The organism is Stenotrophomonas sp., assembly GCF_050737075.1.
GTDB lineage: Bacteria > Pseudomonadota > Gammaproteobacteria > Xanthomonadales > Xanthomonadaceae > Stenotrophomonas.
Genome location: NZ_JBOHXV010000038.1, coordinates 1 through 22,974 on the forward strand (window position 1 = coordinate 1; position 22,974 = coordinate 22,974).

General features: G+C 67.7%; 19 protein-coding genes. 15 read left to right on the forward strand and 4 right to left on the reverse strand.

Features of this window, described 5'->3' with window-relative positions:
- Positions 1-209: 209 nt before the first annotated feature.
- The gene (locus ACREPD_RS10990; protein ID WP_431599375.1) at positions 210-3,908 is read right to left on the reverse strand and encodes an indolepyruvate ferredoxin oxidoreductase family protein; all 3,699 of its coding nucleotides are present in this window, start codon (positions 3,906-3,908) and stop codon (positions 210-212) included.
- Positions 3,909-4,070: 162 nt separating this feature from the next.
- On the opposite strand from ACREPD_RS10990, the gene ACREPD_RS10995 reads away from it, so the two are divergent.
- Together ACREPD_RS10995 and ACREPD_RS11000 are read left to right on the forward strand one after the other, a co-directional pair.
- Entirely contained in the window at positions 4,071-4,709 is a 639-nt protein-coding gene (locus ACREPD_RS10995) for a tetratricopeptide repeat protein (RefSeq protein ID WP_431599376.1), read from the forward strand.
- 74 nt (positions 4,710-4,783) lie between these two features.
- Positions 4,784-5,692, forward strand: coding sequence for an AEC family transporter (locus ACREPD_RS11000; protein ID WP_431599377.1), 909 nt, complete (start codon positions 4,784-4,786; stop codon positions 5,690-5,692).
- A 1-nt stretch (position 5,693) separates the two neighbouring features.
- On the opposite strand, the gene ACREPD_RS11005 is transcribed toward ACREPD_RS11000, so the two are convergent.
- Positions 5,694-7,178 (reverse strand): AAA family ATPase, encoded by a 1,485-nt coding sequence (locus tag ACREPD_RS11005; RefSeq protein WP_431599378.1) that lies wholly within the window; start codon positions 7,176-7,178, stop codon positions 5,694-5,696.
- A 131-nt stretch (positions 7,179-7,309) separates the two neighbouring features.
- Here ACREPD_RS11005 and ACREPD_RS11010 point away from each other — a divergent pair, with 131 nt between their 5' ends.
- The 9 genes from ACREPD_RS11010 (at position 7,310) to ACREPD_RS11050 (ending at position 16,339) form a co-directional block, all read left to right on the forward strand.
- A complete protein-coding gene (locus tag ACREPD_RS11010) occupies positions 7,310-7,939 on the forward strand; it encodes an AAA family ATPase (RefSeq protein ID WP_431599379.1) in 630 nt (209 codons plus the stop codon).
- Between the two features lie 17 nt (positions 7,940-7,956).
- Positions 7,957-8,433: a SixA phosphatase family protein gene (locus ACREPD_RS11015; protein WP_431599380.1), complete on the forward strand. Its 477-nt coding sequence runs from the start codon at positions 7,957-7,959 to the stop codon at positions 8,431-8,433.
- A gap of 75 nt (positions 8,434-8,508) precedes the next feature.
- The gene (locus ACREPD_RS11020; protein WP_431599396.1) at positions 8,509-9,048 is read left to right on the forward strand and encodes a YceI family protein; all 540 of its coding nucleotides are present in this window, start codon (positions 8,509-8,511) and stop codon (positions 9,046-9,048) included.
- Positions 9,045-11,108, forward strand: a complete 2,064-nt coding sequence (locus tag ACREPD_RS11025; RefSeq protein ID WP_431599381.1) for a phospholipase D family protein — start codon at positions 9,045-9,047, stop codon at positions 11,106-11,108. Before ACREPD_RS11020 ends, ACREPD_RS11025 begins: the two co-directional genes overlap by 4 nt.
- 34 nt (positions 11,109-11,142) lie before the next feature.
- Complete coding sequence (locus ACREPD_RS11030; RefSeq protein WP_431599397.1) at positions 11,143-11,574, forward strand: hotdog fold thioesterase; 432 nt, start codon at positions 11,143-11,145, stop codon at positions 11,572-11,574.
- 168 nt (positions 11,575-11,742) lie between these two features.
- The gene (locus tag ACREPD_RS11035; protein ID WP_431599382.1) at positions 11,743-12,534 is read left to right on the forward strand and encodes a lysophospholipid acyltransferase family protein; all 792 of its coding nucleotides are present in this window, start codon (positions 11,743-11,745) and stop codon (positions 12,532-12,534) included.
- Between the two features lie 54 nt (positions 12,535-12,588).
- Positions 12,589-13,581 carry a YheT family hydrolase gene (locus tag ACREPD_RS11040; RefSeq protein ID WP_431599383.1) on the forward strand — a complete coding sequence of 331 codons (993 nt, stop codon included), beginning with the start codon at positions 12,589-12,591 and terminating at the stop codon, positions 13,579-13,581.
- 63 nt (positions 13,582-13,644) lie between these two features.
- Positions 13,645-15,714: a tetratricopeptide repeat protein gene (locus ACREPD_RS11045; protein ID WP_431599384.1), complete on the forward strand. Its 2,070-nt coding sequence runs from the start codon at positions 13,645-13,647 to the stop codon at positions 15,712-15,714.
- A gap of 13 nt (positions 15,715-15,727) precedes the next feature.
- Positions 15,728-16,339: a YbhB/YbcL family Raf kinase inhibitor-like protein gene (locus ACREPD_RS11050; protein WP_431599385.1), complete on the forward strand. Its 612-nt coding sequence runs from the start codon at positions 15,728-15,730 to the stop codon at positions 16,337-16,339.
- A gap of 90 nt (positions 16,340-16,429) precedes the next feature.
- Here the strand turns inward: ACREPD_RS11050 and ACREPD_RS11055 are convergent, their stop codons facing one another.
- Positions 16,430-17,263 (reverse strand): META domain-containing protein, encoded by an 834-nt coding sequence (locus tag ACREPD_RS11055; RefSeq protein ID WP_431599386.1) that lies wholly within the window; start codon positions 17,261-17,263, stop codon positions 16,430-16,432.
- A gap of 71 nt (positions 17,264-17,334) precedes the next feature.
- The gene (locus ACREPD_RS11060) at positions 17,335-18,129 is read right to left on the reverse strand and encodes an undecaprenyl-diphosphate phosphatase (RefSeq protein ID WP_421568353.1); all 795 of its coding nucleotides are present in this window, start codon (positions 18,127-18,129) and stop codon (positions 17,335-17,337) included.
- Positions 18,130-18,431: 302 nt separating this feature from the next.
- Here ACREPD_RS11060 and glnA point away from each other — a divergent pair, with 302 nt between their 5' ends.
- The 4 genes from glnA (at position 18,432) to ACREPD_RS11080 (ending at position 22,957) form a co-directional block, all read left to right on the forward strand.
- Positions 18,432-19,841 (forward strand): type I glutamate--ammonia ligase, encoded by a 1,410-nt coding sequence (gene glnA, locus ACREPD_RS11065; protein ID WP_421568355.1) that lies wholly within the window; start codon positions 18,432-18,434, stop codon positions 19,839-19,841.
- Positions 19,842-20,202: 361 nt separating this feature from the next.
- On the forward strand, positions 20,203-20,541 hold the full coding sequence (locus ACREPD_RS11070) for a P-II family nitrogen regulator (protein ID WP_026070924.1): 339 nt from the start codon (positions 20,203-20,205) through the stop codon (positions 20,539-20,541).
- Between the two features lie 19 nt (positions 20,542-20,560).
- The gene (locus tag ACREPD_RS11075; protein ID WP_431599387.1) at positions 20,561-21,997 is read left to right on the forward strand and encodes an ammonium transporter; all 1,437 of its coding nucleotides are present in this window, start codon (positions 20,561-20,563) and stop codon (positions 21,995-21,997) included.
- A gap of 219 nt (positions 21,998-22,216) precedes the next feature.
- Complete coding sequence (locus ACREPD_RS11080; RefSeq protein WP_431599388.1) at positions 22,217-22,957, forward strand: N-acetylmuramoyl-L-alanine amidase; 741 nt, start codon at positions 22,217-22,219, stop codon at positions 22,955-22,957.
- Positions 22,958-22,974: the final 17 nt, after the last annotated feature.

Sequence of the window (22,974 nt, forward strand, 5' to 3'; positions counted from 1 at the left end):
GTCCTGAACATTGCCATGGCAGAAATGTAATCGAGCGAACACACTCCTGCAAGTGTCTGCGAACGCAGACACTTCAATGATGTAGGGCCATTTCATATGCCCATTCAATCAATTTTGTTTCCGATCGCTTACATTTAAAGCAAAGTCACCGAGCGCAGACATTCGTAAAATATCTGCGTTCGGTGACATTTTCCCGGCGTCGGGGGCCGTTATGCCACCTGCACGATATGCAGCGCCTTCGGGTTGCGCCACTGCGCCAGCAGCGTCGCTTCACGCGCCTTGGCCTTGTGCAGGTGGGCTTCCTTGACGTGGCCGTAGCCGCGGATGTGTTCGGGAATGCTGGCGATTTCCACCGCCAGCGCCACGCGATCATCGCCCAGCCCTTCCAGCAGCAGGGCCACGGTCTGTTCGTAGTCGGTGATCAGCTGCCGTTCGCCACGGCGTTCTTCGGTGCGCCCGAAGATATCGAACGTGCCGCCGCGCAGGAACTTCAGCTTGGCCAGCAGGCCGAACGCCTTGAGCATCCACGGGCCGTACTCCTGCTTGATCAACCGGCCCTGGTCGTCCTTCTTCGCGAACAGCGGCGGTGCCAGGTGGAAGCGCACCTCGAAGTCGCCCTCGAACTGCTGCTGCAGCCGGCGCTGGAACTCGCCGCTGGTGTACAGGCGCGCCACTTCGTACTCGTCCTTGTAGGCCAGGAGCTTGAAGTAGTACCGGGCCACGGTCTCGGTCAGCGCGGTGCTGCCGGCCTTGTCCCATTCCACCGCGCGCACGCGCTCGACCAGCGTGCGGTAGCGCGCGGCGTAGGCCGCATCCTGGTAGTCGGTGAGGAAGCGCACGCGGCGTTCCACCAGCTCGTCGAGCGAACGCGAGAGCCGTTCGTCGTCCAGCGGCAGGAACGCCACCTCGCCGCCGCCGCCGTGCCCGGGCAGGCCGCGCAGTTCGCGCTCGTCGCCGGTTTCGCGTGGCGCGGCGGTGGCGCCCCATTCGTTGCCTTCCCACTCGCCCGGCGGCAGGTCATGCAGCGGGCCCGGGGTGCGTTCGGCATCGGTGTGGCCGTTGCGCACCAGCCCGGCAGCCTGCTGCACCGCCTGCGGATCGATGGCGGCCAGGCGGCCCCAGGCGAATGCCTGCTGGTTCATCGCCACCGCCGCGCCGTTGAGTTCGACCGCGCGCATCAGCGCCTCGAACGAGATCGGCACCAGGCCCTGCTGCCAGGCGTAGCCCAGGATGAACAGGTTGGAGGCGATTGCATCGCCCAGCAGTGCGGTGGCCAACTGGGTGGCATCGAGCAGCAGCGGCTCGCGGCCGCCCAGCGCCACGCGGATGCCGGCAATGATGTCGGCGGCGGGGAACTGCATGTCCGGGCGGGTGGTGAACGTGCCCGGCATCGCCTCATAGGTGTTGAGCACCACCTGCGAACGCTCGGCGCGCACCTTCGACAGCGCCCAGTAGTCGTTGACCACCACCATGTCGCAGCCGAGCACCAGGTCGGCCTCACCGGCGGCGATGCGCACGGCGTGGATGTCTTCGGGGGTACGCGCGATGCGGATATGGGTGGTGACCGCGCCGCCCTTCTGGGCCAGGCCGGTCTGGTCGAGCACGCTGGCGCCCTTGCCTTCCAGGTGGCCGGCCATGCCCAGCAGCGCGCCGATGGTGACCACGCCGGTGCCACCGACGCCGGTGATCAGGATGTTCCAGGGCTGCTCCAGCGCGGTACGGAAGGTCGGCGTGGGCAGGTTGGCGAGCAGGTCACTGCGGTCACTGCGCGCGCCCTTGCGCGGCTTGCCGCCGTGCACGGTGACGAAGCTGGGGCAGAAGCCGGTGGTGCAGGAATAGTCCTTGTTGCAGTTGGACTGGTCGATGTCGCGCTTGCGCCCGAACTCGGTTTCCTTCGGCAGCACCGACACGCAGAAGCTCTTCTGCCCGCAGTCGCCACAGCCTTCGCAGACCAGCGAATTGACCACCACGCGCTTGGGCGGGTCGACCAGCTTGCCGCGCTTGCGGCGGCGGCGCTTCTCGGTGGCGCAGGTCTGCTCGTAGATCAGGATGCTGGTGCCCTTCACCTCGCGCAGCTGCTTCTGCACCGCGTCCAGCTCGGCGCGGTCGTGGAATTCCACGCCTTCGGGGAACAGCTCGCGCTTGTTCCATTTGCCGATCTCATCGCTCACCAGCACGATCGTCTGCACGCCTTCGGCGCGCATCTGGTGGGCGATCTGCGGCACGGTCAGGGTGCCGTCCACCGGCTGCCCGCCGGTCATCGCCACCGCATCGTTGTAGAGGATCTTGTAGGTGATGTTCACCCCGGCCGCGATCGCCTGGCGGATCGCCAGCGAGCCGCTGTGGAAGTAGGTGCCATCGCCCAGGTTCTGGAACACGTGTTCGGTGTCGGTGAACGCCGCCTGCCCGGCCCAGGTCACGCCTTCGCCGCCCATGTGGGTGAAGGTGTCGGTGCTGCGGTCCATCCAGGTGACCATGTAATGACAGCCGATGCCACCCAGCGCACGCGAGCCTTCCGGCACGCGGGTGGAGGTGTTGTGCGGGCAGCCCGAGCAGTAATGCGGCACGCGCGGGAAGCTGGCGCGCGGCAGGGCCAGTTCGGCTTCCTTGGCGTCCATCCAGCGCAGGCGCTGTTCGATGGAGTCATTGGTAAAGAAGCGCTGGATGCGGCGGCCGATCACCCCGGCGATGGTGGCCGGCGTCAGTTCGTTGGTGGACGGCAGGATCCACGCGCCCTGTTCGTCGTACTTGCCGACGATGGACGGGCGCGGACCGGCGCTGGCGGGCCAGTTGTAGAACTGTTCCTTCATCTGGCGCTCGATGAAGGCGCGCTTCTCCTCCACCACCACGATGTCTTCCAGGCCCTGCGCGAAGCGCGCGATGCCTTCCGGCTCCAGCGGCCAGGTCATGCCGACCTTGTACACGCGGATGCCGATCTCGGCGCAGGCGCGCTCGTCCAGGCCCAGGTATTCCAGTGCCTGCAGTACGTCCAGGTAGCTCTTGCCGGTGGTGACGATACCCAGCCGAGCGCGCGGCGAATCCATCACCACCCGGTCGATGCCATTGGCCCGGGCAAATGCCTGGGCGGCCTTGACCGCATAGCGGTGCAGGCGCATCTCCTGGTCCAGCGGCGGGTCCGGCCAGCGGATGTTGAGCCCGCCGGCGGGCATCTCGAAGTCCTCCGGCAGCACGATCCGCCGGGCGAACGGGTCCACCTGCACCGAGGCGGAGGACTCCACCGTCTCGGCAATGGTCTTGAAGCCGATCCAGCGCCCGGTGTAGCGGCTCATCGCCCAGCCGAGCAGGCCCATGTCCAGGATGTCCTGCACGCCGGCCGGGTTGAGCACCGGCATCATCGCGCTGACGAACTCATCTTCGCTGCCATGCGGCAGGGTCGAGCTGCGGCAGGCGTGGTCGTCGGCGGCCAGCGCCAGCACACCGCCATGCACGGAGGTACCGGCCGCGTTGGCATGCTTGAACACGTCGCCGCAGCGGTCCACACCCGGGCCCTTGCCGTACCACATGCCGTACACGCCCTGGACCTTCGCCCCGGGGAACAGGTTGGTCTGCTGCGTGCCCCAGACCATGGTCGCGCCCAGATCCTCGTTGAGGCCGGGGGTGAACTTCACCCGCGCCGCCTCCAGGTGCTGGCGGGCGCGCCACAGTTCCAGGTCGAAGCCACCCAGCGGGCTGCCGCGGTAGCCGCTGATGAAGCCCGCCGTGTCCAGCCCGGTAGCCTGGTCGCGCAGCCGCTGCATCAGCGGCAGCCGTACCAGTGCCTGCACCCCGCTCAGGTAAATGCGGCCGTCGGTACGCGTGTACTTGTGGTCCAGCGTATAGCTGTCGTCCAGCGGCCCGGCAGGCAGGTTGGCGGAGGACGGCGAGGTGAGTTCGGCGGTACTGGTCATGGCTGGCCCGTGCTGACGGCTGGCACGGCCACCGCAGGCGGCGGCCGGAAAGGGCGAAATTGTAACAGCCGGGCTGTTTCTGCCCTTCGGTACTCGCATCCGGAGCCGTGCTGCGGTTAGGATCGGGGAGGGAGGTTGTTGTGACAACCTGGGGGAGTTTGTATGGCAGTGGCAAGAAAGATGCTGACCGGCGTAGTGCTGGCGGCGGGGATGACCGTGTTCGGGGTGGCAGCGCAATCGTTGCCGGCATTGCAGGAGTTCTACTTCGACGATGACGTGGCTGCGGTCGCGCCCGTGGTCGTGCCTGCCGACAGCGGCGATGTCGTTGACCAGTTGATGAAACAACGCGAACGCGGGCGCAAGGCACTGGAAGCGACGGTGCAGCTGGCCAGCGTGGCCTATGCGCAGGGCCGTCCGGAGCTGGGGCGCGAGCTGTATGCGGACGCCGAGAAAACGGCGTCGGCAGGTTCCGTGCAGGGTCGCATGGTGCGCTGGAACCACGGTTGGGATCTGTACCGCCAGGGAGACGTCGAAGCGGCGTTGGCCCAGTGGCACAGCGCCCAGGGAGGCATGCGGGGCAACCCGTCGTGGGTACCGCCCACCTACGCGTTGGGGCTGTGGAAACTGGGCCGCAAGGACGAAGCCGTGAAGTGGTATGCCGCGGCCGTGCGTACCGAGCCGCAGGTGTGGAGCAGCAGCGCCAGCTTCGCGCAGCAACTGCCGGCCTGGAGCGATGCCGAGCGTGCCAGCCTGACAGAAGTGCAGCAGGCGTGGGCGGCGCAGCCGCCGGCCTGGCCGTAATCACGCGCACGACCGGCGCCGGCTTCGACCATGGTCGGGGCCGGCAACGCGGTGGCTTCCGCTAGGCTGGGGCGATGGCCTTCGATGCATTCGCCCTCATTCTGACCATGCTCGGCCTGGGCATGCTGTTCGCGCGCCTGCGCGCCCTGCCCGACAACAGCGCCGAGGTGCTCAACCGGGTGGTGCTGCTGGTGTGCCTGCCGGCGGCGGTGCTGACCTACGTACCCCGCCTGCAACTGGATGCCAGCCTGATCGGGCTGATGGCCACGCCCTGGCTGTTGATGCTCGCCACCGTGGTGCTGGTCGGCCTGGCCACGCGCGTGTTCGGTTTCGCCCGCGACGTGCACGCGGTGCTGCTCATCTGCGTGGCGTTGGCCAACTCCAGTTTCATCGGCTATCCGATGGTGCGCGCGCTGCTCGGCGACCACGCGTTGCCCTATGCCGTGGTGTACGACCAGTTCGGCACCTTCGTGCTGTTGTCCACGTTCGGGCTGTATGTGATTGCGCGCTACAGCGGCGACACAGCGCCCACCGCCCGCCAGGTGCTGGGCCGCATCGCCCGCTTCCCGCCGCTGTGGGCCCTGGCGTTCGCGCTCACCCTGATGCCGGTGCAGCCCCCGGGGTGGATCGGTACCGGGCTCAAACAATTGGCCGACGCGATGCTACCCCTGGTGATGCTCGCGGTGGGGTTGTCGATCCGGCTACGGCTCTCGCGTGAGGAACTCACCCCGCTGGGCATCGGACTGGTGCTGAAACTGGTGCTGATGCCCGCGCTGGCGGTGCCGATCGCCTGGGGCTTCGGCCTGCAGGGCACCCTGCTGCAGGTCAACGTGCTGGAGTCGGCGATGCCGACCATGATCACCGCCGCGGCGCTGGCGATCTCGCACCGGTTGGCCCCGCGGCTGGCGGCGGCGATGGTGGGCTACGGCATCCTGTTGTCGTTGCTCACGTTGCCGGCGTGGGTGTGGGTGTTGCACCGTTGATCTATTCGTCCGCGCTCACCGTGCGCCCGCGTGCCCATTCGCGCAGCGCGTTGACCTGCTCGGCCATCAGCACCGACAACGGGCGGCTGCCGCGGATCTCGGTCATCAGCAGCTCGGTATCCAGCGAGCGTTCCTCAGCGTGCGCCGCGTACAGCCCGGCCACCACCGCCTGTTCGATTTCCGCGCCGGAGAAGCCATCGCTGGCCGCCGACAGTGCCGGCAGCGCGAAATCGTCGGCATTGAGCTTGCGCCGCCCCAGGTGCAGGCGCAGCAGCTCCACCCGGGTGTTGGCGTCGGGCAGGTCGACGAAGAAGATCTCGTCGAAGCGGCCCTTGCGCAGCAGCTCCGCCGGCAGCTCGTGCACCTGGTTGGCCGTGGCCACGATGAACACCGTGCTCTTGCGCTCGGCCAGCCAGGTCAGCAGGTGCCCGAGCACGCGGCGTGATACGCCCCCATCCTCGCCACCGCTGGCCAGCCCCTTCTCGATCTCGTCGATCCACAACACGCAGGGGGCCAGCTGTTCGGCCGATGCCAGTGCCTCGCGCAGGTTCTTCTCGGTCTCGCCGTGGTACTTGTCATACAGGCTGCCGAAGTCCAGCCGCAGCAGCGGCACACCGAAGCCGGCGGCGGTGGCCTTGGCCAGCATCGACTTGCCGCAGCCCTGTACCCCGAGCAGCAGCATGCCCTTGGGCGGGTCGAGCCCGGCCGGGCCCTGGCCCCCCAGGAACACCGGGCGGCGCTGGTTGACCCAGCGCTTGAGGCGGTTGGCACCGGCCACGTCGGCGAACCGGGTGGTGTCATATTCGTAATGAAGGTGCCCGGCGCGGTTGAGCAGCTCGAACTTCAGCTTGGCCAGCTGCGGCAGGTCGTCCTCGCGGATCGCACCGTCGGCGAAGATCAGCTGGCGGGCGATCCGGCGCGCATCCACCAGGCTCAGCCCGCGCAGGTTGTGCAGGATCTTCTTGACCGCATCGTTGTCGACCTCCACGCGGCGGCCGCCGTTCTCGCGTGCATAGGCGGCCACTTCCTCGCGCAGCATCTTGAGCAGGGCGTTGGGGTCGGGCAGGCGCGGGTTGAAGCGGGTCGCCAGGGCCTCCAGTTCGGCCGGCAGCTCCACCTTGGCGCCGATCAGCACCAGCACGTGCGCCTCGCAGTGGCGGCGCTGGATCAGGTCGCGCAACGCGCGCTGGTGGCTGGCATAGCCCAGGTAGGGGTGGAAATCGAGCAGCAGGTAGATGCCGCGCTGGTCGGCCTGGCGGATCATCTGCAGCGCCGAGCTGGCGTCGGGCGGGCCGACCGGATCATCCTCGCGGTCCATGTCGATCCGGCGCAGGCCCTCGGTGATCGACCAGCGGTGCAGGGCCCGCCAGACGTGCATCAGGGTCTGGCGGAACAATTCGACGACGCGACCCTCGTCCTGGGTCTCGATGACAATCAGCGGGGTGTTGGCGCGGATAAGCGCACTGAGATCCTGTAACTCGCTCATACCGGCATGCAGTCCATTGGATCGCGCACGATAGCAAAGCGCCGGGGTATGCAGGAGGTTCAGCCGCGCGACTATCTCCATCACGGACGGCGGTGTACGCTCGGGACACGTTCTCCGGAAGCGAGGCTGGCATGAAGACGATCCTGGTAGCCGGTTCCAAGGGTGGGGTGGGCAAATCCACCGTCGCCACCCACCTGGCGGCGCAGGCCGCCCTGGCCGGCAAACGGACCGTCCTGGCCGACGCCGACCCCCAAGGCTCCAGCACCCGCTGGGCCGAGCGCCGCGCGGGGCTGGAAAGCGCGGTGCTGCCGATCGACGCCACCGGCAAGAACCCCTTGAAGAAGGTGCCCGACGATACGGAGGTGCTCATCATCGACGCCCCCGCCGGCGCGCGCGCTGCGGAGCTGGAGGCCTTCCTGGACGTGGCCGATGCCGTCGTGGTGCCGGTCCTGCCGTCGGCGCTGGATATCGAGGCCATCGTCGGCTTCCTCAACAGCCTGTCCAAGGTGCCGCGCGTGCACAAGCGCAAGCTGCCGGTCGGGCTGGTGCTCAACCGCACCAAGCCGTGGACCCAGACCTCCCGCCAGGCCGAGCAGATGCTGGAGGAGTGGCCTTACCCGATCGTCGCCAAGCTGCGCGACACCCAGGGCTACGTGGTCATGACCGGCCTGGGCCGAAGCCTGTTCGATTACCGCTCCGCGCAGGTGCGCGAGCACCAGAGTGACTGGGAGCCACTGTTGCAGTGGTTGAAGATTGCCTGAGCCAGAAAGAGAGCCTTATGCGAGAACTGATCCTGCTGCGCCACGCCCATGCCGAACCCGCTGGAACCGGACAGGCCGACCTTGACCGGCCGTTGTCTCAGACCGGCCTTGCCGAGGCCGAGGCCGCCGGCAAGTGGCTGGCCGAGAACGAGCTGTTGCCCGATTGCGTGGTGTGTTCACCCTCCCGGCGCACCCGGGAAACCCTCGAGGCGGTGCTTGGGAAGACCGGCTTTGTTGAAAAGATGCTGGAAGACCAGATCTACGAGGCCACTCCCGGTGTGTTGACCGGCGTCATCGACAGGCGGTGGGACGTTGACCGGTTGCTGGTGGTTGGGCACAACCCAGGCCTGGAGCAGCTGGTGGCATTCCTGACCGAAGGGACCAGCAGCGACTATCGCGGCATGCCACCTGCGGGTGTCGCTGTCCTTTCCTTCGAAGGCGAGTCCACCCTTGAACCCGGCGCGGCCACACTGACCCAGTTCTGGTGGCCGTAAGCCGTGACAGCAGTGCGCACCCTGCTGGGCTGTCTGCTCGGGCTGGCGGCGGGGGGGGTGCATGCCGAACCCCCGGTGTCGGCGCTACCCCCCGTCCATGCCACGCCGAAGCAGGTGCTGGAGCTGGATACGGCGCGCTCGCGCTTCGGCTTCGAGATCCGTACCCGCCTGGGCCAGCGCATCGAAGGGGTGTTCCCGCGCTTTGAGGGGCGCATCGAGGTCCTGTCCGATGGCCGCCACCAGGTCCACCTGCGCATGTTCACCGGCTATGTGGAGATCCCCGGCAAGGAGCGCTACACCGGCTGGATGCGCGGCGAGGAGTTCTTCGACGCCGGGCGCTACCCCGTGGTGGAGTTCGATTCGATTCCCTACCACCCCGAGCTGGTCGAAAAGGGCGGCGGCATCCAGGGTCGGCTGATCCTGCGCGGGGTGTCCCATCCCGAGACGCTGCAGGTGGAACCGGCGGCCTGCCCCCGGGCCGGGTATGATTGCGACGTCGTCAGCCGCGGTACCGTGCAGCGTGGCCGGTATGGGATGGACAGCTGGCAGCTAGCATTGAGTGATCGAGTGACCTTCGTATTGAGAGCGCGCCTGAACGAGGCGCCGAAACCGTGAATCCACTCCTGCGGGTAGTGGTACTGGCAACGCTGTTGCTGGGCAGTGGCTGTGCGTCGCTGTCCAACGCGGAGCGTGACCGTGCGTCCGGCATTGCCGCGCAGGCGCGCTCCCAAGTTGTTGATTGCGACAAACCTGACCGCTGCGCGCTCGACTCTCCGCTGCGTGCGCTGGGCGGGCATGCCTTCAGCGAATCCACGCCGGCTGCGCCGCGCCACTACGCCACCCTGCTGGACGAAGGTGAAGTGGCCCTGGTGGCCCGCGTCAACCTGATCCGCAGTGCCACCCGCAGCATCGACCTGCAGACCTACATCTTCGACAAGGACGACAGCGCCCGCCTGGTGCTGGACGAACTGCTGGCCGCCGCGCGGCGCGGAGTCAAGGTGCGCGTGCTGATCGACCAGCTGTCGGCCATTTCGGACCTGCAGATCCTGGGCGCGCTGGCCAGCAGCCACCAGAACTTCGAGCTGCGCGTGTACAACCCGACCTTCGGCAAGGCGCGGCTGAACTATGCCGACTACGCCGGCAGCGTGCTGTGCTGCTTCCGGCGCTTCAACCAGCGCATGCACAACAAGCTGCTGGTGATCGACGACGCACTTGGCATGGTGGGCGGCCGCAACTACCAGGACGACTATTACGACTGGGACAGCGAATACAACTTCCGCGACCGTGACGTGGTGGTGGCCGGCCCGGTGGCCCGCGGCATGGCGGCCAACTTCGACGCGTTCTGGCATGCGCCGCGCAGCGTACCGGCCGAACGCCTGAACGACGTGGGCCTCACCCTGCTCAAACAGGGCGCGCCGTCGATGCCGCCAGCCGATTACCGCCGCCCGCAGCGGGTGGAACAGGTCATCGAAGAAGCCACCGATGCGGACTATGTGCGCCGCACGTTCGTCGACACCGCACTGCCGGTGGCGTCGGTGCGTTACGTCGCCGACCTGCCACGCAAACACCGCCGCGAACGCGCCAGCCAGCCCGCCAATGGCCAGCACGTGACCGAGCCGCAGCTGGACGCGCTGATTTCCGGTGCACAGACCGAAGTGCTGCTGCAGACCCCGTACCTGGTGCTGTCCAAGCCGGCGCGCAAACTGTTCGAGGCGCTGCGCAAGCGCGAGAACCCACCGCGCATCGTGGTGTCCACCAACAGCCTGGCCGCCACCGACAACCCGATCGTCTACGCGCTCTCCTACAAGTACAAGCGGCGCAACCTGCGCGAGCTGGGCTTCAATATTTACGAGTTCAAGCCGTTCCCGCTCGACGCACCGGTCGACTACCGCAACCTGGTACCGGCGCCGCTGGGCGAGGTCCCCGCGGGCGATGGCAGGCGCAGCAGCCTGCTTGGTGGCAGCGCCGCCGGCAGCAACGCGCGTGGCGGCAGCAGCAGTGGCAAGAGCAACCGCCGCAGCGACGGCGTGGCGGTCCAGCCCGTGCCCGCAGCGGCCGATGACGAGGCCCCGGGCTTCGGCCCCGAGGCGCGCCGCGCCGAGGACGGCAGTGCGGTGGAGCGCCGCGTGCTGCGCGCCGAAACCCGCCCCTCGTTCCTGGGCACCAAGGCGGTCAACAAGCCGCTGCCGGTGACCCGCAGCGGCGCGCGCATGGGGCTGCACGCCAAGTCGCTGGTGGTGGACCGCCGCATCGGCGTGGTCGGCACCCACAACTTCGACCCGCGCAGCGAGAACTACAACACCGAGGGCGCGGTGATCATCGACGACCCGGTGTTCGCCGAAGCCCTGGCGCAGAGCATCCTGCGCGACATCCACCCCAAGAACTCCTGGACGGTGGCGCCGCGCACCAAACCGCCGGTGCTGTCGGGCCTGAACTACAGCGTCGGCAAGGCGTCCGAGGCGCTGCCGGTGCTCGACTTCTGGCCGTGGCGCTACGCCACCGATTACGAGTTCCAGCCCGGCCCGGAGTGCCCCGAGCCGCTGCAGAGGCAGGACCCGCGCTTCCATGCCTGCTACATCGCCGTGGGCGATTTCCCCGAAGTAAACGTGGGTCCCAAGTGGCTGCTGGTGCGCATGCTCACCGCCTTCGGCGCCGGCCTGGTACCGATCCTCTAATCCCCCTGCCGTTGTACGGAGATGCGTCATGTCCCTGGTATTCCGCGAGCCGGTCTCGATCGAGTCGCTCAATGCGCTCAGCCGCAACACGCTGATCGAGCACCTCGGCATCGTTTTTACCGCCGCCGGCGATGACTGGGTAAGCGCGACCATGCCGGTCGATGCGCGCACCCGCCAGCCGTACGGCATCCTGCACGGCGGCGCCTCGGTGGTGCTGGCCGAGACCCTGGGCAGCAGCGCCGGCAACCTGTGCGTGGATACCCGTGAGCAGGTCTGCGTGGGCCTGGAAATCAACGCCAACCATATCCGCGCCCAGCGCGCCGGCACGGTTACCGGCACGGCGCGTGCCGTGCACGTGGGCCGCAGCACCCATGTCTGGGATATCCGCATCGAGGACGAGGCCGGCAAGCTGGTGTGTACCTCGCGGCTGACCCTGGCCGTGGTGCCCGCCGCCCGCCCGGCCTGAGCGGCCCACCGTGCGGATGCTGTGTTGCGCCGGTCGAACCGGTGAGACCGGTGCGGCTGTGCCGCAGCCGGGCGCCGGCTTGACCGCCTGCGGCGACTGGCCGCCGGTTGTCATCATTTTGTCCGGGATCAGCTGGCAGACCCCGCGGCGCTCGGGTATCGTTCGCGGATGACTTCCCCCACTTCGGCCTCACGTGGCGGCGTGGCGCGTGTGTGCCGTTATCTGTACCGCGTACCGCTGCTGCTGGTCCACCTGTTGCTGTTCCTGCCCCTGCTGCTGATTGCCATGCTGCCGCCGTGGGGCCCCCTGCGCGTGGGCGAACGCACGTTCGAGCATGCCGCGGTGAATGCCTGGTCGGCCGGGTTGATGTGGATCTTCGGCTTCCGGCTGCAGCGCATCGGTACGCCGCTGCCGGGCGCCGTGCTGTTCGTGGCCAATCATGTCAGCTGGGTCGATATTTCCGTGCTGCACAGCCAGCGCATGATGGGCTTCGTGGCCAAGCGCGAAATCGCGAGCTGGCCGGTGGTGGGGTGGTTGGCCGCACGCGGGCAGACCATCTTCCACCAGCGCGGCAGCACCGAGTCGCTGGGCGGGGTGATGCAGGAAATGGTCGTGCGCCTGCAGGAAGGCAAGGCCGTGGGCGTGTTCCCGGAAGGCCGCACCCGCGGCGGTCGCGAAGTGGGCCCGTTCCATGCGCGCATCTTCCAGGCCGCGGTGGAGACCCAGGTGCCGGTGCAGCCGGTCGCGTTGCGCTACGGCCTGCGCGGCGACGCGCAGACCATTGTGGCGTTCGGCCCGAACGAGAGCTTCTTCGCCAACTTCCTGCGCCTGCTGGGGGAGCCGGCGCGCCGGGCCGAGGTGCATTTCCTCGCGCCCATCGGTACCCAGGACCTCGAAGGCCGCCGCCGCATCGCCGAGACCTCGCGTGCGCGCATCGTGGCGGCGATGGCTGCCGAGTAGCGCCGTGGCACCCCTTCACGCGCCAGCGTTGCGGTGGGGTGCAGGCTCGCGCCCATGTTGACCGCTGCCGACTATCGCCCACCGCGTTGGCTGCGCAATCCGCACCTGCAGTCGATGCTCAGTTCCAGCCGCATGCGCATGCAGCGCGGCCTGGTGCTGCTGGCTGCCACCGGCGCCCTGACCGACGAGCTGATCCTGGACGGCGGCGACGGCGTGCGCCTGCAGGGCTGGCACAGCCGTATCGAAGGCCGTGAACCGGTGGGCATGGCGCTGTTGCTGCATGGCTGGGAAGGCAGTTCCGAATCCAGCTACATGCGCATGACCGCCGCGCGCATGCTCGAGGCGGGCTATGACGTGGTGCGCCTGAACTTCCGCGACCACGGCAACACCCACCACCTCAATCCCGGCATCTTCCATTCCAACCGCATCGACGAAGTGGTGCAGGCCGCCGGCGACATCGCCCGGCGCTGGCCGCAGCTCCCGCTGGTGGCTGCCGGCTATTCGCTGGGCGGCAATTTCGTCCTGCGGCTGGCCCTGCGTGCGCCGGCGGCCGGGGTGCCGCTGCGCCGCGTGGCCTCGGTGTGCCCGGTGCTGGACCCGGCCATCACGATGGAGAGCATCGAGAACGGGCCGGCGATGTACGACTGGTACTTCCGCCGCAAGTGGGCCGGCTCGCTGCGCCGCAAGCGCGACCTGTTCCCGGAGCTGAGCGACTGGGACGACCGCGTGCTCAAGCTGGACATCCGCGCGCTCACCGCCTGGCTGGTCGAACACCACACCGAGTTCGGCACGCTGCAGGCCTACTTCGACGGCTACTCGATCGCGGGCGACCGCCTGGCCGGGCTCGAAGTGCCGGCCGACATCCTGATTACGCAGGACGACCCGGTGATTCCCTACGCCACCTTCAATGGCTGGCGGCTGCCAGCGCATGCCCGGCTGGAGATCGCCCCGTGGGGTGGTCACTGCGGCTTCCTGGAAAACTGGCGGGGCGATGGCTTCTCCGAGCGCTGGGTGGCGCAGCGGCTGGGCATCGAAGCGCTGCGCTGAGCCGGCAGCGGTGCGCCGTCTGGCGTGCACTACAATCGGGGTTTGACCCCAAGCCGGACCGTCATGCAAGACAAGATTCTCGAAGCCCTGCGCCGCAACGCGGCCGATGAAGCCGTGCAGCTGGCGCGCGCGTGGACCCAGGCCGAACCGGAGCAGCCGCAGGCGCACCGCTGGCTGGCCCTGGCGCTGCAGCAGCAGGGCCAGTACCCCGAGGCCCTGGAAAGCCTGCAGCAGGCGCTTACCCTGGCCCCGGACAACCCGGACCTGCACCTGCTGCACGCGGGCCTGCTGCTGTCGCTGCGCCAGTTCGAGGCAGCCGGTTCGGCGCTGGACCGCACCGCAGAACTCAATCCCAATGCGCTGCCCGCCTACCTGATGCAGGCGCACCTGGCGCTGGCGCGTGGCGATGTGGACGAGGCCGAGCGGATCACCCGCATCGCTGCCCGCGTTGATGAGGAGCACCCGGAAGTGGTGGCGCTGTCGGGCATGATCGCCCTGCGCCGGGGTGACGGTGATCGCGCGCTGGCGCTGCTGTCGGCCGCCAGCCAGGCCTTGCCCAACGACCCGCGCATTCTGTATGCCCTGGGGTTCGCCTACCTGGGCAAGGACATGCTGGCCTTTGCCGAGCAGGCGTTCCGCCGCGTGCTCGAACTGAACCCCGGTATTACCTCGCTGCACGGGCTGCTGGTCCAGCTCGCCCTGCGCCAGGGCAACACCGAAGGGGCCGCCGCGACCATGCGCCAGGTGCTGTCCAGGCCGGACACCGACACCCCGGCAATGCGTCGCCTGGCCGGCGAGCTGGAGCTGCAGTCCGGCCAGCCGCTGCAGGCACTTGAACACCTGGTGCCGGTGCTGGAACAGTGGCCGGCGGACCGCCAGACCCTGCAGCTGCTGCTCATGGCCTGGCAGCGCCTGGGCCGGGAGCAGCAGGCCCGCGAGACCCTCGATGGGGCGCTGGCCGGCAATGCCGGCGAGCACAACCTGTGGCTGGCCCGCCTGTCCGTGGAGGTGGTGGGCAGCACCGAAGCGGCGGCGGTGGCCGAGCGCTGGATCGAGGCCATGCCCGACCACCTGCCGGCGCTGGAAACCCGCATGCGCCTGCATGACATGAACGGCGAAGGCGACGCCGCCGAAGCCGTGGCCCGCCGCATCACCGAACGCGAGCCGGGCCGCACCAGTGGCGAGAACCGCGTGGTGGAAGCCCTGCTCGCCCGCGATCCAGCGGCGGCGGTCGCGCATGTGCAGGGTCTCATCGCCCGCGCACCGGCCGCGATCCGTGAGGATCTGCGCGCCTGGCTGGGCGCCGTGCAGGATCGCGCAGGCCGGCACGAAGATGCATTGTCGACCTGGGTCGACGTACACCAGGTGCAGGCCGCGCAGCGCCTTCCGCTGCCGCCCCAGGCCAAGGCCCCGCTCAGCTGGCCCGACATGGGCCAGGTTGACGAGACCGTCACTGACCGCCCGATGTTCGTCTGGGGCGCGCCGGGTTCGGGTGTCGAACGGGTGATTGCGGCGCTTGCCTTCGGCAGCGCGGTGGTGCGCGGGGACCGTTTCGGCCCCAACCCGCCCAATGACGCGTTCCAGAGCTATCACACGCTGCAGGACCTCTCCACCGGCAAGTTGGGCGCCGAAGCGCTGGTCGCGCAATGGCGTGAACTGCTGCCGTCGCGCGGCCTGGCCAATGCCACCATGATCGACTGGCTGCTGTGGTGGGACAACGCGCTGCTGTGGTCGCTGCGCCCGCAGCTGCCCGAGGGGCGCCTGCTGCTGGTGCTGCGCGACCCGCGTGACATGCTGCTGGAATGGCTTGCCCATGGCTCGCCGGCCCCGTTTGCGGTGAATTCGGTCAGTGAAGCGGCCGAGTGGCTGACCCGCGCGCTGTCGCAGATCGCGTTGCTGCACGAGCAGGACCTGTATCCCCACGCGCTGGTGCGCATCGATGAGATCGGCACCAACGCTGCCGCCATGGCTGACCACCTGGGCCGCCTGTTCGGTGTGCAGCTGGCGCCCGCCCCATCGCTCGGTCCGGTACGGCTGCCTGCCGGTCACTGGCGCCAGTACCGTGACGTGCTGTCCGCCGCCTTCGCACAGTTGACTCCGGTCGCGGTGCGCCTTGGCTACCCCGAAGCATAAGGAGACCTTGCCCATGAAGTTGAGCAGTACCCGCCTGCGCAATGGCGAGCCCATTGCCAGCACCTTCGCGGCCGGCGATGCCAATGGCTTCGCCCCCAACCGCAACCCGCCGCTGGCCTGGAGCGAGGTGCCCGAGGGCACCCGTTCCTTTGCGCTGCTGTGCGTCGACCCGGATGTGCCGACCGTGCCCGAGACGGTCGGCCGCCACGACCGCAGCGTGCCGCGCGACCAGCCACGGGCCGACTTCGTGCATTGGGCCATGGCCGATATTCCGGCCGACCTGCGCGGGATCGCCGAAGGCAGCTGCAGCGACGGCTTCACCGTGAAGGGCAAGCCCCAGCCGGCCGGTCCGGCCGGGGCGCGGCAGGGCTTGAACGACTTCACCGGCTGGTTCGCCGGCAATGCGGACATGGCCGGCCAGTACCTGGGCTATGACGGCCCGTACCCGCCGTTCAACGACGAGCGCGTGCACCGGTATTTCTTCCGTCTGTTCGCGCTGGACGTGGCCACGCTCGACCTGCCCACCCCGTTCACCGCCGCCGACGTGCACAAGGCCATGCACGGCCATGTGCTGGCCGAAGCGGCGCTGCATGGCACCTACACGCTGAATCCGGCGTTGGTGTAAAGGCGTAAAAGGTGTGCCGGCCAGAGGCCGGCACTACCGGGTGGGACGTCATCGGTAGCGCCGGCCGTTGGCCGGCACACGCGATGCCGGTTATTTCTCTACCGCAGACTCCACGACCATATCCAGCACATACGCCTTCGACGACGCATCGGCCGGCGGGTTGGCCACGTTGCAGCGCTTCACCCGCAGCACGTTGCGCGTGCCGGCTTCGTGCGTGTAGCCCTCGATCACGTCGTAGAAGTTCTCGAACGCGCCCGGCGTGCCCTGCTTGATGCCCTTGTCGTCGAAGTGGATCTCGCGGGTCTGCAGGCACTGCTTGTCGCGGATCATCGGGTGCGGGCACGGCTTGGTCTGCGCGGCCACCTCGATGAAGATGGTCTCGCCCGGGCCACCGAAGCGGGTCTCGGCGGTTGGCTGCGGGCTGAACACCAGTACATCAGCGCTGGCGGTGCGCAGGGTCAGCTGGCCTTCGCCGCCCAGTTCGGCCTTCAGCTCGCCTTCCAGGCGCGAGCCCACCGCCTGGTCCAGCGCCATCAGCGCCTTGTCGGTGCAGGCCATCATGGTCGACGCCATCGGCGACACGGTCAGCGTGCCATCGGCCAGGGTGTAGCCCCCGCCCATGCGGTTGCAGGTATTGCTGACGGCGAGGCGGCCGTCAGTGAAGTCCAGCGTGACCGGCTTGTCGGCGCGCGCGAACAGCGCATCGATGCGCTTGCCGGTGCTGTCGGTGGCGCTGTCGAGCAGCCAGTGGTTGCCTTGCAGGCGCTGCGCATCCAACTGTGCGACGGCCTTCTGGTCGGCGGCGGCGGTAGGCGCCGGGGCCAGCTCGTCGCGGCCGGTGCCAGGGGCCTGGCTGGAGGGGTTGCTGCACGCGGCCAGCAGGGCCAGCGGCAGGATCAGCATCAGGTTGCGGGTGGTTTTCATGGACATCTCCTTGGGAACCCGGGGAAGAACGTTGGAGCACCCCGGGTGGGGTTGCGGCGGCGCGGCGCTGTTCAGTTCCCGGCAGGCAGGAACAGCAGCAGGCCCGCGCCGAGTGCGATCCGGTAGAACGCAAAGGCGGTGAAGCGGTGGGCCTTGATGTAGCCCAGCAACCACTTCACTACGACGAAGCCGGTGATGACCGCGGCAACGAACGCCACGCCGACGTCGGTCCAGTTCTCGCTGGCCAGCTTGCCGTCCTTGGCCAGTTCCAGGAACGCGTAGCCACTGGCGGCGAACATGGTGGGAATACCCACCAGGAACACGAATTCAGTTGCCGCCGCGCGCCGGCTCAGGCCGAACAGCATGGCGATGAAGATGGCTGCCGCCGAGCGCGAGGTGCCCGGAAACACCCCGGCCACCACCTGCGCCAGGCCGACCAGCACGGCCACCTTCCAGGTCACCTCGTCGCGGTCGGGCAGGCGGGCGGTACGCGCCTCCACCAGCAGCATCCAGATGCCGCCGATGATCAGCGCCCAGGCCACCGGGGTGACCGTTTCAGGCAGTTCCCAGCCGGCCAGCCGCACCGGCAGGCCCACGATGGCGGTGACCAGGAACGCGGTGCCCAGCTTCAGCACGTAATCGCGGTTGGCGCGGTCCTGCAGGCCGGTGGCCAGCGTCCACAGCCGCTGGCGGAATACCAGCGTGATGGCCAGGATCGCACCGGCCTGGATCACGATGTTGAAGAAGTCCGAGCGCGCGCCCAGCCAGTGCTGGGCGATCAGCAGGTGGCCGGTGCTGGAAATCGGGAGGAATTCGGTAACGCCTTCAAGGATGCCCAACAACAGGGCGGAGAGCAGGTCGGACATCGGCGGGCAAAGGCTCTTTGAATGAAAACGGGGTAACGCCGGGACGTTGCCCGGCAACTTCGGAAACGCCGGGCTCTGCCCGACAAATTTTGTAGCGCCGGGCTCTGCCCGGCTGCACAAGCATAAAACATCAGATGACGCACCAAATGTGTGCAAGGTGCGGCCGTTGCACCGCGATGGTGCGCAGCGTTCAGCGCCCATCCGGGTGCACGCCGTGTGAAATCAATCACTTGTGTGCCGCAAGAAGTTGGCACGGGGATTGCTCTACCTACTCAGGCAATCACCCATCTGAGGTTTCACCGATGTCCGTGGAAAACGTTGAGAAGCTGATCAAGGACAACCAGATCGAGTTCATCGACCTGCGTTTCGTCGACATGCGCGGTATCGAACAGCACGTGACCTTCCCGGCCAGCATCATCGAGCCGGCCCTGTTCGAAGAAGGCAAGATGTTCGACGGCAGCTCCATCGCCGGCTGGAAAGGCATCAACGAATCGGACATGGTGCTGCTGCCGGACCCGTCCAGCGCGTACGTGGACCCGTTCTACGCCGACCCGACCCTGGTCATCAGCTGCGACATCCTCGACCCGGCCACCATGCAGCCGTACGGCCGCTGCCCGCGCGGCATCGCCAAGCGCGCCGAGGCCTACCTGAAGTCCTCCGGCATTGCCGAGCAGGCGTTCTTCGGCCCGGAGCCGGAGTTCTTCATCTTTGATTCGGTCCGCTTCTCCAACGACATGGGCCACACCTTCTTCAAGATCGATTCCGAAGAAGCGGCCTGGAGCACCGGCGACAAGTACGACGGCGCCAACAGCGGCTACCGCCCGGCCGTGAAGGGTGGCTACTTCCCCGTGCCGCCGACCGATTCGCTGCACGACCTGCGCGCTGAAATGTGCAAGACGCTGGAACAGGTCGGCATCGAAGTCGAAGTGCAGCACCACGAAGTGGCCACCGCCGGCCAGTGCGAGATCGGCACCAAGTTCAGCACCCTGGTGCAGAAGGCCGACGAACTGCTGCGCATGAAGCACGTCATCAAGAACGTGGCGCACCGCAACGGCAAGACCGCCACCTTCATGCCCAAGCCGATCGTCGGCGACAACGGCAGCGGCATGCACGTGCACCAGTCGCTGTCCAAGGGCGGCACCAACCTGTTCTCTGGCGACGGCTACGGCGGCCTGAGCCAGATGGCGCTGTGGTACATCGGCGGCATCTTCAAGCACGCCAAGGCCATCAACGCCTTCGCCAACTCCGGCACCAACAGCTACAAGCGCCTGGTTCCGGGCTTCGAAGCCCCGGTCATGCTGGCCTACTCGGCCCGCAACCGCTCTGCGTCGTGCCGCATTCCGTGGGTATCCAACCCGAAGGCGCGCCGCATTGAAATGCGCTTCCCCGATCCGATCCAGTCCGGCTACCTGACCTTCACCGTGCTGATGATGGCCGGCCTGGACGGCATCAAGAACCAGATCGACCCGGGCGCACCGAGCGACAAGGACCTGTACGACCTGCCGCCGGAAGAAGAGAAGCTGATCCCGCAGGTCTGCTCCTCGCTCGACCAGGCCCTGGAAGCGCTGGACAAGGATCGCGAGTTCCTCAAGGCCGGTGGCGTGATGAGCGACGACTTCATCGACGGTTACATCGCGCTGAAGATGCAGGAAGTGACCCGCTTCCGCGCCGCCACGCACCCGCTCGAATACCAGATGTACTACGCCAACTGAGCAACAGGTGGCGATGCCGAAGGACTTCCCTCCCACCTTCGTCATCGCCACCGCTTCACCAACGCGCAACGGCTGGGGAGCCGAAACGCAAGACGGTAGAACCGACCGGGTAAAACCGACGGGGTAGAGCGGACTGTTAGTCCGCTGGCTCTGTGCAACACCAGGGGCAAGAGAGACCGGACGCAGCATGGGCCTTCCTCCCTCCCGCGTCACCGCTGGCGTCGCCCTCACGGGCGTCGGCACCGGCGTGGTCCATGCAACGTTCGGCGCAACGACCGGTGGCCATGTGCAAGTGGTCCCCGGTTGACCTGACATCGGCCTGCGTCTGCAGGCCGGTTCCATCCACCATCGGGATATGCGCATGAAACTGATCTCCGCCATCATCCGGCCGTTCAAGCTCGACGAGGTCCGCGAGGCCCTCTCCGATGCGGGCGTGTCGGGCATCACCGTGACCGAGGTCAAGGGTTTCGGTCGCCAGAAGGGTCACACCGAGTTGTACCGCGGCGCGGAGTACGTCGTGGACTTCCTGCCGAAGATCAAGATTGAAACCGTGGTCACCGACGACCGCCTGGACGCCGTGGTCGAAGCCATCCAGAACGCGGCCGGCACCGGCAAGATCGGCGACGGCAAGATTTTCGTCACTGCGGTCGAACAGGTCGTGCGCATCCGCACCGGCGAAATCGGCGCGGACGCGCTCTAACTCTCACTCGGAGCCCACAATGAAGACTTCCTTGTTCACCGGGTGGCAAGCCCGGTTCCATGCCGTGTGCCTGATGATGCTCATCAGCGCGCTGGCCGTTGGCGCCTTCGCAGGCACCGCACATGCCCAGGCCCAGGTCACCCCGGCGCCGACCGAAACCGTGGCGGTTGAACCGCTGCCCACGGCGGAACCCGCTGCACCGGCCGCCGCCGTTGCCGAAGCTGACGCCGTGCCCACCTACGACCGCGGCGACGTGGCGTGGATGCTCACCTCCACCCTGCTCGTGTTGCTGATGGTGGTACCGGGCCTGGCGTTGTTCTACGGCGGCCTGGTTCGCTCCAAGAACGTGCTCTCCGTGCTCAGCCAGATCCTGGTGGTGTTCTCGCTGGTGCTGATGCTGTGGGTGGCCTATGGCTACAGCGCGGTGTTCAGCGAAGGCAACCAGTTCTTCGGCTCGTTCACCCAGTTCGCCTTCCTGAAGGGCTTCACCCCTGATTCGGTCGGCAACACTCCGATCAAGGGCCTGCCCGATTACCTGTTCGTCGCCTTCCAGTCCACCTTCGCCGGCATCACCACCGCGCTGATCGTGGGTGCGTTCGCCGAGCGCATCAAGTTCAAGGCCGTGCTGCTGTTCTCGGCGCTGTGGTTCACCCTGAGCTACATCCCGATGGCGCACATCGTATGGGGTGGCGGTTACCTGGGCGCGATGGGCGCGATCGACTTCGCCGGTGGCACCGTGGTGCACATCAACGCAGGCGTCGCCGGTCTTGTTGCCGCGTACTTCGTCGGCAAGCGCATCGGCTACGGCCAGACCGCGCTCAAGCCGCACAACGTGCCGTTTACCTATATCGGCGCGATGCTGCTGTGGGTGGGCTGGTTCGGCTTCAACGCCGGTTCCGCCGCCGCGGCCGACACCGTCGCCTCGCTGGCCTTCATCAACACCATCCTCGCTACTGCTGCCGCGGTGCTGGGCTGGACCCTGGTCGAAGCGGTCAGCAAGGGCAAGCCGTCCGCGCTGGGCGCCGCCTCCGGTGCGGTCGCCGGCCTGGTCGGCATCACCCCGGCCTGCGGCACCGTGGGCCCGCTGGGCGCCATCGTGATCGGCCTGGTCACCGGCGTGGTCTGCGTGTGGGGCGTCACCGGCCTCAAGCGCCTGCTCAAGGTCGATGACACCGCCGACGTATTCGGCGTGCATGGCGTGGGCGGCATCGTCGGCGCCCTGCTCACCGGCGTGTTCAGTGCGCAGTCGCTGGGCGGCACCAAGGCCGACCTCGACATCGGCCACCAGGTCTGGGTGCAGCTGGTCAGCGTGGGCTTCACCATCGTCTGGTGCGCCGTCGTCACCGTGGCGATCCTGCTGGTGGTGCGCCTGGTCTTCGGCCTGCGCGTGACCGAGGAAGCCGAGCGCACCGGCCTGGATGTCACCTCGCATGGCGAGTCCGCCTACGAGGCCTGACGGCCAACCGCGCAACCGATCCGGTAGTGCCGACCGTGTAGTGCCGACTGTTAGTCGGCAACCAGGCAAACAATGATCCATCCGGTAGCGCCGGGCTCTGCCCGGCAACCGAAGAAACAAGAAACGAGAGAGAGACGTTGTCTTGGCCGGTGTCCCGAAAGGAACACCGGCCATTTTTTTGCATTCGCGCCCCGCACCCCAATCGGCCACAATCGACCCATGCGCCGATTCCGCCTTCCGCTCGTGCTGCTCGCCACCCTCCTGCTTGCCGCCTGCGCCAGCACCGACGTGCGCAGCCCGCTCGCCACCTGGGTGCCGTCGCCGAACCACAACGTTCGCAGCCCCGTCATCATCGTCCTGCACCACACCGACCAGGACAACGTGCAGCAGAGCCTGCACACCCTGCGCACCGCCAACAGCGGCGGCAAGGTCAGCTCGCATTACCTGGTCGGTTCGGATGGCCACATCTACCAGTTGGTGGCCGACAACCGTCGCGCCTGGCATGCCGGCGGCGGCCGCTGGGGCACCATCACCGATCTCAACTCCGCCTCGATCGGCATCGAGATCGACAACGACGGCAACAGCCCGTTTGCGCCCGACCAGATTGCCGCCCTGATCCGCCTGCTCGACGATCTGTGCACGCGCCTGAACATCCCGCGTACCCAGATCATCGCCCACGCCGACCTCGCGCCTGCGCGCAAGCAGGATCCCAGCCGCTACTTCCCCTGGCAGCAGCTGGCAGAGGCCGGTTTAGGGGTATGGCCGCGCGCAGTCGACGGCCCGGCACCGACGGGCTTCGACCCATGGCTGGCACTCCAGGCCTTCGGCTACCCGCTGGATGATCGCGCGGCGGCGGCAGGCGCGTTCCACCGCCGCTTCCGCGGCCGCGACGACCTGCCACCGAGCCTGGACGCCGAAGACGCCCGCATCCTGCACTCGCTGCTGCAACAGGCGCGCTGATCGGCAGCGGGCGAGCG